This is a genomic window from Vibrio sp. A37, assembly GCF_059777565.1.
Map to the genome: position 1 here is coordinate 176,109 of NZ_JBLNLI010000007.1, position 18,578 is coordinate 194,686.

Sequence of the window (18,578 nt, forward strand, 5' to 3'; positions counted from 1 at the left end):
AAATTTCTCGTTAGTACGTTTGATAGCGTCGCAACAACTTACCAATGAGCGACCAAACAACGATGGTAACAATTGCTCCCAGATATCCATCTATCGCATAGTGCCATGCCAAATGTACTGAACCAATTTGAATGAAGAAGGCGTATAACCACATTAATACGCCAAGTTTTTTGCTAAAAGAATAGCAACCTAGCGCCATTAGTATGCTTGTGGATACGTGCATACTCGGCATGGCAGAGATCCCAAGCCCCATTTGATAGTGACTTTGCTCATAGTTTTGCCAAAGTAATGTTTGGACATCCAGCGCCCATACAGGTGGCCAGCCTTGGTTAGTTAAGGTATCACTTTGCAATATCAATCTTTCCATAAGATCGAGATATAAAGTATTTTCCGCATCAAGTAGAAAAGTAAAACAGGGCCCAGCCGACGAAAACAAGGTCGCAAGACCATTACCAATAAAAAGTAAGATGACTACTAAAGTTAAACTGTATTGAGTACGTTGCAGCCGAGTCACTTTATCGGTTAAAAACAAAATTGAAACCCAAATCAGGATGAAGAACCACAAATGGTAAAGAGCATTAATAAATAAGGTGCTCTCTGGTGAAGAAAAAACGTAATGAGTAATCTTCCATGGGTCATAACCAAAATGTAGCCATGCATCCATTTCATAAAACGTATTGTCTAGTAAGAAAGGCTGGATTTCGCTAATGAAAACTTTTAAGTAGGAATAGTTAAGAATGGTTAAAGCTATACCTGTAAAGACAACAACAAACGAGAGAGATCTATCCAGCGGGTAGACTAAATGTTTTAGCGTCTTCCAATAGGCTAACAGAGGATGCGGATCTCTTTTAAACATTAGATAGAGAAAGTAAAGAGTTAACCACAGAGCGATGCTCGCGATTGCCAAGATCATAAGTGGCGTGACCAAGCCTTTTATCGTATATTCGGCAACAAAAAATGAAGGATTAAGTTGAATCGCTAACCACAGGATAAAACTACTTACGATGACAAAACCAAGGACTAGCCGATCTTGCCAAAGACGTGTTTTAAGGCTGCTCCATGTTAGTCGAGTGTTCATTTGAAACAGCAGCTACTTTGCCTTGATCTTAATGTACATACCATCCAGTCGATCATTCATTCCCCCAAACCATAATGACGAACTATTAGTTTAGAACAGAATGCTATATATGCTCTGCGGAGATCCATTAACGAGAGAAAGCTTCATCTACCAAGCAGTAGATATCATTTTGTTTAATATTATTAATTTATACAGAGCTCCTCCTTTTATATTCATTGATTAAATATAGAAAGATTCAGCCGAATTTTTTCTACTTAGTATTAATATATTTAATCCATTGACCTATTCATATTGCCGATGCATTTTAAATTAATTAAGAAAATTTATAATTACAGGACAGTCATTATTACCTACATGTAATTGCGGCAAAGATCTCATAAATAAATCCGACTCCATTATTTACAACAGATAAATGTAAAATTCACATTTTTTGCATTTATTGAAAAATGTGTTTGTGTTAACAATATAAATACACAACAACACTGATGAAATTAACAATTTTTCTATAGGAAATATGATGGCGTCGTTCCGTAAAATAAAGATTCCTGTCATGTTTGCGGGAGTTATTGCTTTGTCCTTAGCTCTCGTTGGATGTGATAATTCAAGAACTGAAACTCAAGAGAAAGTAATTCAGGTTGCCGTATCACCAAGTTCTCCCCCAATGCTATTTAAGAAAGATGACCATATAGTTGGCGCAGATTTAGAACTATTTAAAGAGTTTGCTAAAGAGTATGGGTATAAGTTTAAAATTACCCCTTATGATTGGCAGGGTATGTTAGGTGCGGTTGCTAGCGGTAAAGCTGATGTTGCTTTTTCAGGTATCTCTATCACTCCAAAACGTGAAAAAGTGATGGACTTCTCCAAGCCATACTTTATCAACTCTTGGTATCTTGTGAGTACTGACAAGAAAAACATTCATATCGATAACCTGGATCAATTGAAACAATACTCTATCGGCTATCCTCGTGGTATGGCATATAGTGGCCTGATCAAAGACCAATTAGAGCCAAAGCACTACTACTCGTTAAAAGATGTGAAATTGTATCCATCTTACAACGAAACCGTGACTGATCTTATGAACGGAAACCTAGATCTAGCCTTCATTGAACTGCCCGTTTATAACGACTACAAGTTTAAGCGCCATTTCCCAATCGAAATTGCATACGCGTTTAACGGTATAGATAAGCTTGGATTTGCGTTTAAGAAGGGCTCCCCTATCCGTGCGAAATTCAATGCATTTATCGAGTCTAAAAAAGGCAAAGAAGATGTAAAAGAAACGCTAGATAAATGGATGAAAGGATAATCTATTTAACATGCCGTTTTTAACTATTGTTGAGCAGCTCTCTCTGAGTGCTGCTTATACTATTTTAGTCACCTTCTCCTGTGCACTATCTGCATTTTTTGTTGGCTTCATACTGACAATATTAAACAGGCTGAACAATCCTTTGGTACTCAAAGTATGTGATTCGTTTAGCTTCTTATTTCGTGCAATTCCAATCTTACCTCTAATTTTTCTTGTTTATTTTGGGTTACCAGCCGTCGGTATCAGCTTGTCCCCCTTAGAAACAATGTGTGTAAGCATTGGTGCGATTTCTGGATCGTATATTTATGAGCTTATGAGAGGAACACTCACGACCATAGAACCAACACAAATATTGTCTGCGAAAACATTTGGCTTGTCTCAGCGTCAAATTTTTCTCAACATTGAACTACCTCAAGCAATTCGGTTTTCAATTCCAGGAATAGTCAATGAGTTTACTATTATTCTAAAGTATTCCCCTTTTTCTTATGTGGTAGGCATACCAGAAATAACCCGAAATGCATCCATTCTTTCAACAACATCTAATAATGCCATATTAATTTATACTACTGCGGGAATACTGTATTACCTGATATATAAGATTTTTCACTCAATAACCATTTTTCTCGAAAGAAAATATCAAATTCCAGGTATCAATCAATTTTAGGATTAAATGTGTCCATACTTAGTATTAAAGATTTAAATGTCGACATCGATGGCTTAAAGATATTAAATAATGTCAGTTTTGACGTAAAAGCAAATGAGATCAAATTGGTTATGGGCCCATCTGGTTCAGGCAAATCCACATTGATTAACTGCCTGATTGACCTAATGCAGCCTTCTTCTGGCGAGATTATCTTCAATCAAAAAAACTTACTTAAAGATAAATCAAACCTTCATCAAGATATTGGCGTTGTATTTCAAAGTTTTGGTCTATACAAACATCTGACTGTTCAAGATAACGTTACGTTAGCACTAAGAAAAATTAAACGCTTCAAACGAGCTCAAGCCAATCAAGTTGCTCATTCGGTTCTAGAAAAGATGCACATGGAAGAGCATAAAAATAAGTACCCTGCCCAGCTTTCTGGTGGTCAAAAGCAGCGAGTGGCGATTGCTCGAACCTTAGCGATGAATCCCAAGCTCATTTTACTTGATGAGCCGACTTCTGCTCTCGATCCACTCATGTCGAGAAAAATTGGCGATCTAATTAAACAGCTCAACGAATACGAGATCACCATTGTTTGTGTGACGCACGACTTGAACCTCGCAAAGTATTTAGATAGTGAGATCGTGTTTTTATCAAACGGTACAATCAGTGCCGAGGGAAAAATTCATCAACTTGCCCAGCATCATGAAAGCAAGACAATCAACGATTTCTTTATGTAGGGAAGTGACAAATGGAAAGATGGATTAATTTACTCAACGACTTATACCAAAGAAAAGACACCATCTTAATCGCCTTATACAAAACCATTGAGCTAACTATTACTGTCAGCGCAACAGGGCTGTTAATGGGGATGTTTCTTTTCTTCCTGTATATCAACTCCAATGGATTCATTAGGCGAGCGGTAAAATCATACGTGAGTTTTTTTGTCGGCACACCACTGTTGATATGGTTGTTTGTCGCATACTACGGTTTGCCGCAGCAAGGTATTCACCTAAGTGCGAACGCTGTCGCCATTATTGGATTTACTTTAAATGTTGGTGCCTATAATTGCTCTTATCTACTTTCAGGATACAACGGAATGGAAGCCGACGAGATCAGAGCTTCTGTTGTCCAAGGCTTTACACCACTTCAGAGGTTTCGGCATATCATTTTACCGCAGTCTTTTATTGCGGCAATCCCGTCTTTAACGAACCAAGTCATCAATAACCTTAAAGATACGACTATTGTATTTCTTATTGGATATAGTGATTTTTTCTCACAGATACAAGAAGTTGCAGCATCAAACTTTCTGTTCTTTAGAACCTATCTTTTTTCGCTTGTCGTATATTTCATATTGATATGCGTGATCATTATGTTGTCACGTAAGTTGGAAAAGAAGTTGGTGATTAGAAGGGTTTAAATTTTAATGACCCCATTGGAAAGCTGGGGGTCATTAAACGCGTTAGAATACATAGGACATCCCTAACGCAGCAGTGGTATTGATACCACTTTCGATGATAGGGCTGCTCTCGATATCACCTTCCAAGTTTCTGTAAGTTAGACTCGCGGTCACGCGCAGGTGCTCAGTAAAGTTAAAGTAACTTTTAACGGTAATGAAATACGCTCCATCGGCGCCTGCACTAAATTCATTAATGCCTGACCTAGCGGCCTCTGACGCACTCACACCATAAAGATAATCGCTCAGTTTAGCGTCATCGTAAGTGTAACCGAATGATGGAGAAATCCCCCAGCGCTCATAGAAGAAAGGTAGCTCCCACGTAGCCTCTGCGTAAGAGCCATGACTTCGACCTAAGGTATCTGTCATACCTTTTACTTCAAAGACTCCAACTGGTGTGTATAGTTGATAACCAATACCACCATAAACACTGGTTTTTCTTTCTTCTAATTGTTGAATTTGTGTATCACTGGAATCAGAAGGGTTTAGTGTACGGGCATCATATTTGAGCCGAACAACAACATTTTGGCCAAAACCATCCTTAATACGAACAGGGAGAATACGATACCCTGCACTCAGCCCACGCATAAATAAATGCTCTCCTTCATATCCAATTAGGGGAAGAACCGTTTTGTTTGTGGGTGTATCTTTATATACTTCTGGCGAATACGACGCAATTGCTCCTAAGGAAAACTCAGCCTTCGCTGCTATCGGCACCAAGCTCGTCATAACAACAGTAAATAGCATTGATTTAATTTTCATTTCTACTCCGTTAAATTGCTTCGTAAACATGAGCTAATCAAGATAAGGTAAGGAGGGCCTATGCCCTCCAATACCAATGCCAGTAATTATGTGATCAGAAACTTGCGCAGGAAAAATCGTTCAGAACAAGGCAGGATTTTTATAACTAGTTATTCTAATTGTAAAAATTCTAACGATGTTATGAACGATTTTAACCAGCAAGAGCGATTAAGTAATTGGTGGAATTGGTATTACTATCAAATCAACTAATGCAACGAATTCGATTTTTATGATTTCTTGTTATTAGTTGATCGAATTAGAAATGAAATTCAGCACTCAAGGAGTAACTGTCTTCAACGATTTTTGCTTCATACATTGTGTATTCCAATGCTAGGCGCACAGGCCCTAATGAGACACCTGTACCGACTCCATAATAAGCATCAGTAGTATCACCTAAGTTAGATTGAAAACGACCTACACCTAAACGACCATATACATCAAAGATTGTGATTGGCAGAGTCAGCTTTGTACTCGCCAACCAGGCATCTGAATAAATGTGCTCTAAGTCTTTATGTGTATCAATAAAATCTGCATATCCACCTTCGATAGAAATGAAGTTATTGAGTTTGTATCCGGCATATAAGCTGTATCCACTATTCTCATCAGTGAAATCGGTATTCTCGTTTTCTACTTGATATTCTGAATATAGGTAACTCGCGCCGATATAAGGGTTTGCTGTCGCTTGAGCTGCAAACAAAATAGTAGCAACACTGATAGGATAAATTACTTTACTTAATTTCATGGTTTTATAACTCTTTAAAAGGTTTACTAAAATTCGGTACTTTCATACTTCAAGTGTTTGCAGACTACATAATCCCTTTACATGGCAGTCACCCGCTTCACTTGCAAAGTGCGCACATCATCCAGATTTTCGAAAAGCGTGGCATAACGAAACCCTAAACAGTTAATAAAATCGCATAAATAAAATATAAAACAGCCGAATATCAAATAGTTAAAACTCTATTAAATACCACTCAAAAAAGCCTTGAATGCATGAAATATATAATTTTGTATGTTAACAGCTTCAAATTTGCTCAATAAGCCGTTAATAAAATGACCAAATTGAATCTATATTAAAGCAATGAGTACAATGAAAACCTTCTAACTTGGCTGGGATGTCTGAGAAAAATAATATTTTCGTAGTAGATGAGTGGCGCTTTGATCCAAAAGAAGGGGAAATTCGATTCTTAGGTTCGTGTATTACTATCGATAAACGCCTGTCTAAGTTACTTGAGTTCTTCTGCACCAACCCCAGCCGCACACATACACGTGATGAGTTAATCGAACATGTCTGGGCTGGTAGTGTTTTAACTGACCAAGTGGTTACTCAAGCTGTATTTGAATTGAGAAAAATACTTAAAAAGCACAGTCGTCAAGCCAGTGGCTATGTTACGACTATGCCGAGGCGCGGTTACAAATTTGATGGTATCGTGCATCTCGAAGAGACCACAATTCAAAAACCAAAGCAAGACGTAAAAAACGAGAAAGAGACGGTATCAAGTAAAAACCAGCCAGTACTGCCTGCTGTATCGAGGGCGAACAATAAAAGACGTATCCAGTTGTATTCAGTTATCGCCATACTGGTAAGCGTTATCATTATCCAAACGATATTTTTGTGGCAAAAAAACATTAACGCAATGCTGACAGGTGTCCAAGCAAAAGATAGTGAGTTTATCGGCCGGTATAATTTCGACTATGCTGTGCTCAATGTAAGTGACGATTTGAAGTCAGCCCCTGAGCTATACGGTACCATCATTCAATTTATAGAATTTATGGGTTTTTATAGCAATATCCGCGTTGTAAAATCAAACCAGCATCAAAATCAAGCCGCAATAGAACTCGACATATCTCTAGCAAAAAGCAAAGAAAATAGCCCTCCTCGGCTAGCTATTAAGTACTACAATCGGGCTTCTGGTCAAACGCACTTAAATCGCCGCTATACTATTAACTTCACTCATTTTCATCGAATATTCCAAACCATGGTTGATGACACCCTTCGGGCAATGTACATAGAAGTACCGGAAAGTGAGCTAAAACGAGATATTTCCATTTTCCCTCAATCAGGTGCTGCAATAAAAGATCTTATGTCCGCCACTGGAATCACTTATACCAACACTGGCCTAAATAGAGCAGCAGAATATTTACGTAACGCAAGGAATATTTCACCAGACAACGCCCATATCGTTGCTCTCAATTACATTGGCGATATGTTGACCTTGTTTGCAAGTAACAACAATGATAAGCCATCAATTATAGCTAAGCTAAACAAAGAGTATTCTCAATCACTAGTAGAGTATTTAAAAGTTGCACATAGCCCTAGGGTATTTGAAGCAAATGCGATACTCGCACTCTCGCAAGGAAAACCTAGCAAAGCATCTCAAATCTTACTATCCATTCCTTATAATAAGCATACTCCTTTAACCTACCTCTTGCTGGCTAAATCAGAAGAAGCTCTCGGGCATATTGGCGGTGCAAAAGAATTGTACTTACAAGCCACTCAAAACACCTCTTCTCCTCTGGCGTTAGAAATCGCAGGACCAATGTTTTTTGATAGTAACCTAGATACTTTAATTAACAATCTCGATAGCAAATAAATTCAAGAACTTTTACGGGCTAGACTTCTCGCTACTCGCTTGAATACTATCTTCATTGTCTTGCCCTGGAGAAAAGCTAGCAAGCAACCCATTGTTATTAATGATTTTATTTATTTTTTATGCTCTTTTTATGTCTTACTTATCGGATCTTTATGCCTGTTTTGCCCCAATGTGTAGGATATATAACCCGAAGTACAGGTGCTCAATATAAGGTGTTGAGATCTGAAACTTATAGACAGCAAAAGCCAACGAAGTGAGGACAAAAAATGTTAATGCTATTCATCACGCTATCTATTGTTTTGTGGGCAATAGGCGGAGTTATTTACCTTGTAATGACCTGTTATTTCAGCTCAAACCAGATTAAACAACAAACTTACCCATTAGTGAATCAAGCTCGTCAGACATTCTATCAAGCTGCTCACTTCTTGAAGCGCTTTGGCGTGCGGTACTTAAAATGGTTCCAGAGTCGTCACTGACGCGCAACACTACTTCTGGCTACATCAAGCTTTACAATTACCGCTTAGTTTTAACGATAGTGCATTCTGCCTCGCTCCAACCTAACCGAAAGGTTATGGGTTTTGTTCGCATAGCACTTCTTAAATCCGGCTTGATGCCTACAGGTTTCTATCGCTTCTTTGGAGATACGTTCAATATCTTTAACCATTTCTTCACTCACATTAAGTCCATACATGTCACTCATAATATGAGTCATGATTTCACGCTGACATTGCTTATTTATCTGCTCATTTTTTAGACGTCGTGTTTTACAACTCTTTACGCATTGCTCTTTCACGGTTTGATATCGTGAAACAATCATTTTTTGCTTTTTAGTCGAAAGATTACTGTATGCCGAATAAGCTTTATTTAGCTCGATATAGAGGTATTTTGGCTCTTCATAACAACCCGATATCGCGAACAAGCACAGCAACGTGATAAGGTGTCGTGGTATTTTGTCAAAAAAATACTTGCTTGATTTTAACTTCACAATAACAGAACTAGCTTTGTACTGACTCGTTGCAACATTTGGTTCATCGCATTTATTAAACTTTGGTTCGATACAGCTAGACAACAAACTTACCCATTAGTGAATCAAGCTCATCAGACAGTCTATCAAGCTGCTCACTTCTTGAAGCGCTTTGGCGTGCGGTACTTAAAATGGTTCCAGAGTCGTCACTGACGCGCGATACTATTTGATTGAGCTCACGAATTGTTTGGTGTTGCTCGCCCATAGCAGTCGATATTTGGGTGCTGATTTGATCAATCCCTTGCACTGACTGCTGTATGCCATCAAGTGACGTTACGGTTTCTTTTACATGCTCGACGCTGCTTCCTGCCTCTTTTAACGCAGTTTCTAGAGTATCATTAACCTCCACGACCCCTTCTTGCAACGCAGTGATCATCTGTTGAATTTGAGACGTTGACGTACTGGTTCTTTTCGCTAGCTCTCGCACTTCATCTGCCACCACAGCAAAACCACGACCATGATCTCCCGCCCTTGCCGCTTCAATTGCTGCATTAAGAGCGAGTAAGTTAGTCTGTTCCGCAATACCCGTTATTACGTCAACAATGCCAGTAATCTGTGCACTGTGCTCACTGAGTTTAGCCATCGCTGACTGGGAGTTTTGCACGGTTTCATTAAGATTATCGATGCTTTTCATCGCTTGAGTAACCTTTTGGCGGCCCTGTTCGGCATTGCTATCGCACTCTCGAACCGCTTCCACAGAAGTGTTAATATTGTTGACCACTTCTTGAATACTTGATGTCATCTGCTCCATTGCGGCGGCAGCGCCTTCAATTTGCGGCTTTTGCTCCTCTACGGTTCGTTCAGTATTTGCACAATCATTGCCTATATCTGTAGCGGATATATTCAGCTCTCTAGAGCTATCTTTGATACGACTGATCGTCGCCTGCAAATTAGCCACAAAGGAGTTGAACGAACGAGATAAGTCACTAATTTCATCTTTTCCATCTTCTGGAAGTCGCGCTTTTAAATCGCCATCACCATGAGAAATATCTTCCATTGATTGTTTAACTTTTTGTATCGGAACAGTGATACTTCGGCTCAAGGTGACAACAATACCCATCACTAGCACTAATGTCACAACAGCAACGGTGACAAAAATAGTTTTTAGTACACCACTTTGACTGATTGAGTTTTGATACGCTAATTCAGCATTGTCTCGTCTAAGCTCACTGACCGCATCAATGTAGGTTTTAATTCGGTTAAAGTCTTCTTCTGTACCCAGCATCATCCCCGCTGCCATTTCAGCACCAATCAGTTTCATATCTTTGACGGTTGGCCAAACGTCTTGCAAAGCGAGAATGTAAAGGGAAATACTTGTGAGTAAAGCGTCTCCATAGAGGTATGAAAGTTCATTGACAGAGCTGCTGTCTTGTCCAAGAGAAGTGATCTTTTCGTCTATTTGCTTGAGATGTTCGAACAATAAATCTGATGACTCTAGTTGCTTTTTGTCTGGGAGTGGCGTGTCAAAGTTTTCCGCGACACTACTTCTGGCTACATCAAGCTTTTGGAAAAATTTATCTGTTGCTTTGTCAATCTCGGACTCTGGCTGCTCAATATTAATCATGTTAACCACCTGATAAATCTGACTATTCACGGTGATTAGCATGGATTCTATTTCATTGACCCGAATCAGTTTACTCAACTGCTGTTGATAGATGTCTTGCAGAACATGATTCTGAGTATTGATATTTCGCACTCCCATCGTCATCAGAGCCATAACAGCAAGAACGCTAATTAGACTGACAATGGTTAATCGAGTAGATATTTTAAACTTAGAAAGCAACTTCATAAAAAAGGTTCCACTCTGTCAGGCGCTGTAGCGCCCGATAGATATACAATGTGTTAAAGGTTATTCATTACTGTATATGCCTGAACCAACCCATATATTATCGTCAATCATCAACACATAGCCCAACTTACGTTGCACCTTTTTCACCTGTGGGTTTTCCCAATAATACTCAACAAAGCCACCACCTTTCTTAGCCGCTTCGTTAAGCTCATAGATAACTTTATTCCCTCTCGCATCTTTTAGCTTTATAAGGTTCTTGCCCACCAAAGCTGGTTTCGCTCCATGTGCTACAACAGTTCCGGTCGTGTCGTATGCAAAAATATAGAGCTCGCCATCAAAGAACTCACTATTTTTATCCATATACGCTTTCATGGCTGCATCTTTACCATTTTGCTTCGCATAATCTGCCGCTTTTTCGACAAACACTTGCAACTCTTGTTTAGTCTTCTCGGCACTCCAACTTGGAGCTGTGAAGAACAGCGTTAAACAAGAAATAAACAGCGGTATTAGTTTCAATTTCATGGCTAGGTCCTTTTTGCAACAAACAGATTGATTCCTCTATCTGCATAATTAGGTTAATTAATCTATAGAAGATGCTAGTACAAGACTCAAATTAGTCACCCCAAAAACTAGGTATAAATTGATATATTTGTTAGTTATTGGAAATTAATGCTGCGATTCTCAAAAAGGTGACATTATTCATATGAATGAGAATGCATTTTGATATTTATTTGCATGTTGCACGGTATACAAATTTTAAAAAGCGTCCACTTTTGCTGAAATTCAAGTTAAGGTATTAGGCAAGCTGATGCAGTTGGTGTGAAAAAATGAAGCATATACTTTTCGACTTCGACGGTACTCTTTTTGATACCTCAAACATTGTGTACAACAAGTTAATGGAACTGACTTCTGTAGAGCCTCCGAATTGGGAACAACTTAGAAACCTGTCATCTTGGCAAGTATTAAAGACACTTAGAATCCCCATTTTTAAACTCCCCAAAATAACCAAGAGCATTACTTCTGAAATCTATGAAAACTTAGATAAAATAGAGCTGCAACATGGAATTACAGAGTTGTTAGCGGAACTAAAGAGAGAGGAAATCAAGTTGCATATTCTGACATCAAACTCCTACGAGAATGTTTCAGGCTTGCTATCAATGTACGACTTGAAACACTACTTCTCGAGTATAAACAATTCAAAATCTATTTTCGGAAAATCCTACGACATCCGAAACTTCATGAAAAGCCATCAGATATCAGCGGCTGAACTTGCTTTTGTTGGTGATGAAACACGAGATTGTCGAGCAGCAAAAAAGACGAATATTCGATTCTATCCAGTATCTTGGGGCTACAATTCAGAAACCGCATTTAAGAATGTCACCGATCAGTTTGTATCAAGTGATACCTATGAGTTGCTTAATTGTCTTCACCTTGATGAATTTACGCAACAGGCTTAACGAGACAAACCGTCTGCTTTCCAGAGTTTTCTTAAAACGAAAGCTCTGGAATGACAATTAGACTTTTAAACTAGAACCCCGGATCTCCAGTTCGCATTCAAGCTCGATATGAGTATCCAGTGGTGTGCCAGATCCTTGCAACTGCTCTCTGAGTAGCTGGTAACTTTCCTGAGCAATACTTTCTACTGGCTGCGATATGGTTGTAATACCGGGAGAGATAACGTCAACCGCTCTATTGTCCCCAAATACAATTAACCCCACTTGATTAGGTATATCAATTCCTTGATTTTGCAGCTCCAAAATGACGCCCATAGCGAGATTTTGTGAATCTATAATTAGCGCATCTGGGGTATCTTTTTTATTTAGCAAGTCTCGCATTACATCCTGTCCGCACAATTCATCGAACTCTTCAACAAATTCAACGCTACGACAATAATCCATTCCTCGGCTCTTTATGCCATCCTTATAACCATTAGAGCGCTCACGAAATACATTGAGTTGTTTTGGTCCAGTTAGGTGGGCGATCTTTTTATACCCCCGATCGCACAAGTGTTCAGTCGCTTGCTTTACAACCTCTCGGTTATTGACGGTTACTTTAGGGACATTTAGCGATTCACTGTAGCGGTCAAAAAAGACTAGTGGAATATCGAACTTGCGCAGATCCGCAAAATGATTGGATTCTATTGTTTCGATGGAAACGGACGCGATAATGCCTGCAACATTATTTTGGATGACCGATTCAATGATCTCTTTTTCTTCCTCTAAGCTTTCATTGCTTTGAAATATAGACACAATATAACCGTCTTTTTTTGCTAGATTGGCGACAAAACTGACCATATTGGAGAAAAAGAAATGGTGGATATTAGGAACGATCACCGCAATGACGTTTCTGACTTCACCACGCAGTTGCAAGGCATTGATATTTAATCGGTATCCGTTTTCTTTCGCGTAAGTGCGAATTTTAATACGGGTCGCTTCTTTAACCTTAGGATCGTTACGTAATGCTCTAGAAACCGTGGAGTGATGAATATTCAGATCTCTAGCTATATCTTTAATGGTTATTCGCTGTTTCATCTAAGTGCTGACGTGGCTTTAAAGTATGATTCCTCTTAAATATTACCGTAACACCTACAAATTGTCTCGATAGGAATCAGGATAAAAAAATGCTCGACGATATCGCCGAGCATTTTTTATTCAGCCTAAGTTAAAAACGCTAGTTACTGATTTTCTAGTTGAGTTTTGAGTTGAGGTTTTGAGCTAAACAGTTTGTGACCTAGCATAATTGCCACAAACACAATAAGAGCCCCGTAGTTAGTCACTACGTTGAAAACCGTCAACTTCATCTCAAACGCTTGACCAATGATGATAAGTGCAATGAACAACATTGAAATCACTGGAGCATAAGGAAACATTTTCGCTGTGTATTTCAGCTTTGATGTATCCCCTTTAAGCACCTTCTTACGGAAGCAATAGTGACTTAGTGCGATACCAAACCAAGCAATGAATCCACATAGTGCCGAAATGTTCAGCAAAATGGTAAAGAGTTCACCGTTACCAGTAAACGAAGACAGGAACACTGCAGACCCAACAACCGCTGTCGCTAAAAGAGCATAAATAGGTAAGCCAAATGATGTCGTTTTGCTAAAGATTTTTGGTGCTTGACCATTTTGTCCCATATACCAAAGAGTACGAGTTGAAGAATACATACTTGCATTCGCTGCGGAAATCACCGCAATCAACACAATGAAGTTAAGCATATTGGTCGCGACACCCATATCGAAATAGTGCTTAAATACCAGAGTAAATGGGCTAGCTTCAACACTGTTACCATTCGCCAAACTTGGATCGTTAAATGGTACTAACAGGCTAATAAGCAAAGTGGAAAGAATATAGAATAGCAATAAACGCCAGAAAACACTTTTCACGGCCTTTGGTATATTCTTCTCTGGGTCTTTAGTTTCACCCGCACTAATACCAATGAGCTCACAACCTTGGAACGAGAAGCCCGCAACGAGGAAGACACTAATAAATCCAGCAAAACCATGATGAAACGGCCCATCAGCAATGGTGAAATTTTTCGCGCCGAAATGAGGTTGAGTGAATACCAGGCAAGCCCCAAGGACGATGAAGATAATGATCACCGCAACTTTAAGAAATGACATAATGTACTCAGTCTCGCCAAACACCTTCACTGAAAACAGGTTCACCGCCAAAATCAAAATGAAAAACAGCCCGGAGACTAAAAGTGGGGAGACTTCAGGGAACCAAAATTTGACGATAATAGTCGCAGCAGAAATTTCAGCCGCAATCGTTATTGCCCAGTTAAACCAATAGTTGTAACCCATCGCAAAGCCAAACGACGAATTTACGTAATCCGTAGAGTACTCACAAAAAGAACCTGTTGTCGGTTTATGTGTCGCCATTTCACCCAAGCTGGTGATCAAGAAATAAACCATAATAGCGATAAGGCTGTATGCTGCGATTGCTCCACCAGGCCCTGCAACAGAAATTGCATAGCCACTCGCGAGGAATATTCCAGTCCCTATCGAGCCACCAAGTGCAATCATATTTAGATGCCTTGCTTTTAAGTTTCTTAGTAACATGTTGTGTTCCGTAGTTTGTTCAAATATCTGACTATAAAAAAGACGAGAGAGTCAGTACCCCTATTAGCTCGGGTATCATTTATTTAGTTATTTTTTAGGTCGCTTTAGACAAATCCAACTGCTTGTTATTCTCATGCAACTAGATAAACGGCTTCTTTTATCACTTCACAAGATTTAAATCCAGAAAATGGAAATAAAAAATTGACAATTTTTCTCTACACCCGTTTTATCAAGGCTCCATGCTTGAATAGATATATGCCATAAAGAATATATTTATATAGAAAAAGCAATAAGATAAGAATATTTTGGCCAGAGACAGTCCCTTTTGCTGCTATATAAAAAATGGGCTAAGAACCGAAATCAACAGGTTGTATAAACTTAGTGGCAAAATGTAAAAATATAATGACTATTTAGTTTAAAAAATTAATTAGCCGTATGGATAGAATAACTTGTAACATCATTAATTTTTAGTAGAATACCCTTTGATGAAATCAATCCTCTCTTCATCTCACGGCTCGACACGAGCCATACATAGCTTTACATGTCAGGTAAAACTATGGGAATGCTCTATCATTTAAGGGGCATTTTTGGAGCTGGACTCGCTAATCTGACCTCAATACCAACTCAAGGCAGTTAGATTATTACCATGCGCGCGGGCGTATTGCCCTAACCCTTCTCGGTTGGATTTCATTGTCATCAATATTTGTTCACACGTGAACAAAGATTCCCTTATGTTGATTGGGAAAACTTGTTTATGAGGATCTCAAATGTCACAACCTCAATACAGTGAGCGTACTATCCGCTTCTTAATACTGCTAATTTTCTTAGCAGCAGCAATGGAAACAGATATTTATTTACCTGCATTTCCTGACATGATGCATGCTTACGCAACCAACGAATTAATGATACAGAGAATACTTAGCTTTAACTTCCTAGGTGTCTGTTTAGCAGCCTTAATTCATGGCCCTGCGTCAGATTCATTTGGTCGAAAGAAAGTTCTAAACATAGGCTATTTGCTATTTATTGTTGCCAGCTTCGGCTGTGTTTTTTCAACTACAATAGAGACACTTATCTTTTGGCGCTTTATCCAAGGATTTGGTAGTGCCGCGTGCATGATCATCGGGGCCGCTGTCGTGTTTGACATGTATAAAGCAGAAAAGGCGGCAAAGTTAGTAGGTGATTTAAATAGCTTGGTAGTCAGTATCATCGCTTTTGCACCTATGATTGGGGGCTGGATTAACTATCAATTTGGTTATCACTACAACTTTTTATTTATCGCTGGGCTAACGTTAACAACAGGAGCGATATGCTTTACCAAGCTTCCAGAGTCATTGCCGGTTGAGAAAAGAAAGCCTTTTTTAATTAAAGAAATTGGTGCGAACTACCTAACGGTTCTTAAAAGTAGTGAGTTTTGGGCCAATACAATGGTAACCACTATGATGTTTGCTGGTTACATGATATTCGTTTCCAACATGTCGTTAATATTCGTTGATAAGCTCGGAGTCAGTAAAGCGCATTTTCCTTTTTATCAATTTAGCTTGCTCATTGCGTTTGTTATTGCCAGCGTCAATAGCGGCCGATTGATAAACTGGCTCGGACTCAACAAGATGAAAAACTTAGGGTATATCGTCCTTATTGCCTCCACGCTATTTATGTGGGCGATGCCAGTAAGTTGGCAGCAAGACCCTTTAATCGTGACGACAGCGATGGTTGTCTACTCCTTTGGGGCAGGCATATGTATTGGAATATTTTTTACCCGCTCTATGGAGGCTGTTCCAGACCAAACTGGTGTGAGCGCTTCTCTAGTCACATCGATTCGACTTGCTTTAGTAGCCGTTCTCATTGATGTGAGTAGTGATATGTATGATGGGACGATGACAACAGTGGTTAAAGTTGTTGCGTACTGCATCATAGCAAGCATCATCGCTTACGCAGCCAACGAGCTTATTCAAATGAAAAAACGCACTCGTGCGATAAGCTAAAAAATAATACCCTAGGAACTCAGTGCCTAGGGTATCTTTAAATCACACAACAAAATTGACGTTCGACTTACAGGTCAACACACTCTAATTTTTGATGCATTCCAATACTGTTCGGCTTAATTTCTTAAGCGCACCTTGCTCAGGTTTAGTATGTGAAAAGGTACGTAATCCATATATGCTCATGACCAAAAACTGGGCAAGTTCAGAACAATCTTTTGATTGATTAATTTCACCGTTTTGCTTTGCAATTGCGAACTTGTCTTCAAACGCCGCCTGCCATTCCTTTAGCATATTGCCTATTATCGCTTCTATTTCTATATCTTGCTGAGACAACTCACTGAGCGCTTTTTGCAATAAGCAGTCCTTAATATTTTCGCTTTCACACTCTTCAATCACATGATCCAGATATACCTCAACACCACCTAGTACAGAGTTTGAAGATGCAAACAAGTCTAAGAACTCTTCTCGACGTTCAATACGATATTGTTCTAAGGCTGCTAAAAGCAAACCTCGCTTACTGTCAAACGCGCAGTATATTGAGCCGGGGTGCAAACCTGTCGCTTTTTTTAAATCTTGCATACTTGTTTGACTGTAACCTTTTGCAATAAATGCTTCCATGGCAGATCGCAGAACCTGCTCACGATCAAATTCAGCATTTCGCATAATCTTAGACTCCTTGGGTCAATGACCTTTTTCAGTGAGTTTAATTCAATTTGAACATTCATTCAAAAATAATACTTGAATGATCATTCAAATTGAATTATTTTCTTGAACGACCATTCAATAAACTAGTGGGCTCTATCATGGAAAACCTGTTTCAACCTATTACTCTCAATAACACCATTACGTTAAAAAACAGAATAGTCATGGCACCTCTGACACGTTGCATGGCTGACGACAACCTAGTACCAACTCAGCAAATGGCGGATTATTACGCTCGCCGCGCTGAAACAGGGCTAATTATTTCTGAGGCCGTAATCATTCGTCCTGACGGTCAGGGGTATCCAAATACACCGGGGCTATTTACGCCAGAGCAAGTAGCAGGTTGGCGTCTTGTTACCGCCGCTGTTCACAAAAATGGCGGTAAAATTTTCGCTCAGCTTTGGCATACTGGTCGTGTCGCCCATCCACACTTCTTTGGCGGAGACACTGTCGCGCCTTCAGCTATCGCTTTTGATGGCACAGTACCTAGAATGCGCGACCTCAAGTATACGGTGCCAAAAGCACTCACTAAAAAAGAAATTGATCAGCTAGTTGCAGACTATGCCCAAGCAGCTTCAAATGCGATCGACGCTGGATTCGACGGTGTAGAAATACATGGCGCGAATGGTTACTTGATTGACCAATTCCTTCACCATAACAGCAATATTCGTACTGATGAATACGGACTCACTGCTGAAAATATGGCTCGCTTTCCATTAGAGGTCATTGACGCCATCATTGAACGTATCGGTGGGGATAGAACGGCACTACGTTTATCTCCAGGTGCATATGTACATATCGACACCGACCAACGCGATCGACAAGTATTTGATTATTTCTTGTCAGAAATTGAAAAGCGTGAATTGGTCTACATCCATGGTGGAATTTTTGATGACAGCATGGAATTTGATTACTTAGGTGGCACGGTTTCTCAATACCTTCGCAACCATTCTAGCAAAACACTTGTCGGAGTCGGTGGTTATGACGCTTCAACTGGTAGCGAAGCGATTTCAAACAATCAGTTTGATTTACTAGCGATTGGTAGGCCTTTGATAGCCAACCCAGACTATGTTGAAAGAGTCAAGTCAGGAAAAGAGCTAACTGAGTATTCTGAAGAAATGCTTGCTCAACTGGTTTAGCTGAATC

Annotated in this window: 18 protein-coding genes; 8 read left to right on the top strand and 10 right to left on the bottom strand. The window is 39.4% G+C overall.

Annotation, left to right across the window (positions count from 1 at the left end; all coding sequences use genetic code 11):
• Nucleotides 1-10 precede the first annotated feature (10 nt).
• Complete coding sequence (locus tag ACM2FC_RS14115; protein ID WP_498481588.1) at nt 11-1,078, bottom strand: phosphatase PAP2 family protein; 1,068 nt, start codon at nt 1,076-1,078, stop codon at nt 11-13.
• 517 nt (nt 1,079-1,595) lie between these two features.
• Here ACM2FC_RS14115 and ACM2FC_RS14120 point away from each other — a divergent pair.
• Genes ACM2FC_RS14120 through ACM2FC_RS14135 form a run of 4 tightly spaced genes read left to right on the top strand, consistent with a single transcriptional unit; the run spans nt 1,596 to nt 4,444 of the window.
• Complete coding sequence (locus tag ACM2FC_RS14120; RefSeq protein ID WP_498481589.1) at nt 1,596-2,381, top strand: transporter substrate-binding domain-containing protein; 786 nt, start codon at nt 1,596-1,598, stop codon at nt 2,379-2,381.
• A gap of 10 nt (nt 2,382-2,391) precedes the next feature.
• Nucleotides 2,392-3,045 carry an amino acid ABC transporter permease gene (locus tag ACM2FC_RS14125; RefSeq protein ID WP_498481590.1) on the top strand — a complete coding sequence of 218 codons (654 nt, stop codon included), beginning with the start codon at nt 2,392-2,394 and terminating at the stop codon, nt 3,043-3,045.
• An 8-nt stretch (nt 3,046-3,053) separates the two neighbouring features.
• Entirely contained in the window at nt 3,054-3,764 is a 711-nt protein-coding gene (locus tag ACM2FC_RS14130; RefSeq protein ID WP_498481591.1) for an amino acid ABC transporter ATP-binding protein, read from the top strand.
• Nucleotides 3,765-3,775: 11 nt separating this feature from the next.
• On the top strand, nt 3,776-4,444 hold the full coding sequence (locus ACM2FC_RS14135) for an amino acid ABC transporter permease (protein ID WP_498481592.1): 669 nt from the start codon (nt 3,776-3,778) through the stop codon (nt 4,442-4,444).
• 42 nt (nt 4,445-4,486) lie between these two features.
• On the opposite strand, the gene ACM2FC_RS14140 is transcribed toward ACM2FC_RS14135, so the two are convergent.
• Together ACM2FC_RS14140 and ACM2FC_RS14145 are read right to left on the bottom strand one after the other, a co-directional pair.
• Nucleotides 4,487-5,236, bottom strand: coding sequence for a MipA/OmpV family protein (locus tag ACM2FC_RS14140; protein WP_498481678.1), 750 nt, complete (start codon nt 5,234-5,236; stop codon nt 4,487-4,489).
• 301 nt (nt 5,237-5,537) lie between these two features.
• Complete coding sequence (locus ACM2FC_RS14145; protein WP_498481593.1) at nt 5,538-6,023, bottom strand: porin; 486 nt, start codon at nt 6,021-6,023, stop codon at nt 5,538-5,540.
• A 373-nt stretch (nt 6,024-6,396) separates the two neighbouring features.
• Between ACM2FC_RS14145 and ACM2FC_RS14150 the strand changes: the two genes are divergently transcribed.
• Complete coding sequence (locus ACM2FC_RS14150; protein ID WP_498481594.1) at nt 6,397-7,875, top strand: winged helix-turn-helix domain-containing protein; 1,479 nt, start codon at nt 6,397-6,399, stop codon at nt 7,873-7,875.
• Nucleotides 7,876-8,235: 360 nt separating this feature from the next.
• Here ACM2FC_RS14150 and ACM2FC_RS14155 read toward each other — a convergent pair whose 3' ends face one another.
• Genes ACM2FC_RS14155 through ACM2FC_RS14170 form a run of 4 tightly spaced genes read right to left on the bottom strand, consistent with a single transcriptional unit; the run spans nt 8,236 to nt 11,210 of the window.
• Nucleotides 8,236-8,358, bottom strand: a complete 123-nt coding sequence (locus ACM2FC_RS14155; protein WP_498481595.1) for a hypothetical protein — start codon at nt 8,356-8,358, stop codon at nt 8,236-8,238.
• A 43-nt stretch (nt 8,359-8,401) separates the two neighbouring features.
• On the bottom strand, nt 8,402-8,944 hold the full coding sequence (locus tag ACM2FC_RS14160; RefSeq protein ID WP_498481597.1) for a hypothetical protein: 543 nt from the start codon (nt 8,942-8,944) through the stop codon (nt 8,402-8,404).
• Complete coding sequence (locus ACM2FC_RS14165; RefSeq protein ID WP_498481598.1) at nt 8,937-10,688, bottom strand: methyl-accepting chemotaxis protein; 1,752 nt, start codon at nt 10,686-10,688, stop codon at nt 8,937-8,939. The genes ACM2FC_RS14160 and ACM2FC_RS14165 overlap by 8 nt, the downstream gene beginning before the upstream one ends.
• A gap of 60 nt (nt 10,689-10,748) precedes the next feature.
• The gene (locus ACM2FC_RS14170) at nt 10,749-11,210 is read right to left on the bottom strand and encodes a cache domain-containing protein (RefSeq protein ID WP_498481599.1); all 462 of its coding nucleotides are present in this window, start codon (nt 11,208-11,210) and stop codon (nt 10,749-10,751) included.
• A 305-nt stretch (nt 11,211-11,515) separates the two neighbouring features.
• Between ACM2FC_RS14170 and ACM2FC_RS14175 the strand changes: the two genes are divergently transcribed.
• Nucleotides 11,516-12,145, top strand: a complete 630-nt coding sequence (locus ACM2FC_RS14175; RefSeq protein ID WP_498481600.1) for an HAD hydrolase-like protein — start codon at nt 11,516-11,518, stop codon at nt 12,143-12,145.
• Nucleotides 12,146-12,202: 57 nt separating this feature from the next.
• Here the strand turns inward: ACM2FC_RS14175 and ACM2FC_RS14180 are convergent, their stop codons facing one another.
• Nucleotides 12,203-13,219, bottom strand: coding sequence for a LacI family DNA-binding transcriptional regulator (locus ACM2FC_RS14180; protein WP_498481601.1), 1,017 nt, complete (start codon nt 13,217-13,219; stop codon nt 12,203-12,205).
• 143 nt (nt 13,220-13,362) lie between these two features.
• Complete coding sequence (locus tag ACM2FC_RS14185) at nt 13,363-14,748, bottom strand: amino acid permease (RefSeq protein ID WP_498481602.1); 1,386 nt, start codon at nt 14,746-14,748, stop codon at nt 13,363-13,365.
• 767 nt (nt 14,749-15,515) lie between these two features.
• On the opposite strand from ACM2FC_RS14185, the gene ACM2FC_RS14190 reads away from it, so the two are divergent.
• The gene (locus ACM2FC_RS14190; protein ID WP_498481603.1) at nt 15,516-16,730 is read left to right on the top strand and encodes a multidrug effflux MFS transporter; all 1,215 of its coding nucleotides are present in this window, start codon (nt 15,516-15,518) and stop codon (nt 16,728-16,730) included.
• Nucleotides 16,731-16,814: 84 nt separating this feature from the next.
• Here ACM2FC_RS14190 and ACM2FC_RS14195 read toward each other — a convergent pair whose 3' ends face one another.
• Nucleotides 16,815-17,393 (bottom strand): TetR/AcrR family transcriptional regulator, encoded by a 579-nt coding sequence (locus ACM2FC_RS14195; RefSeq protein ID WP_498481604.1) that lies wholly within the window; start codon nt 17,391-17,393, stop codon nt 16,815-16,817.
• 140 nt (nt 17,394-17,533) lie between these two features.
• On the opposite strand from ACM2FC_RS14195, the gene ACM2FC_RS14200 reads away from it, so the two are divergent.
• Entirely contained in the window at nt 17,534-18,571 is a 1,038-nt protein-coding gene (locus tag ACM2FC_RS14200; RefSeq protein WP_498481605.1) for an alkene reductase, read from the top strand.
• Nucleotides 18,572-18,578: the final 7 nt, after the last annotated feature.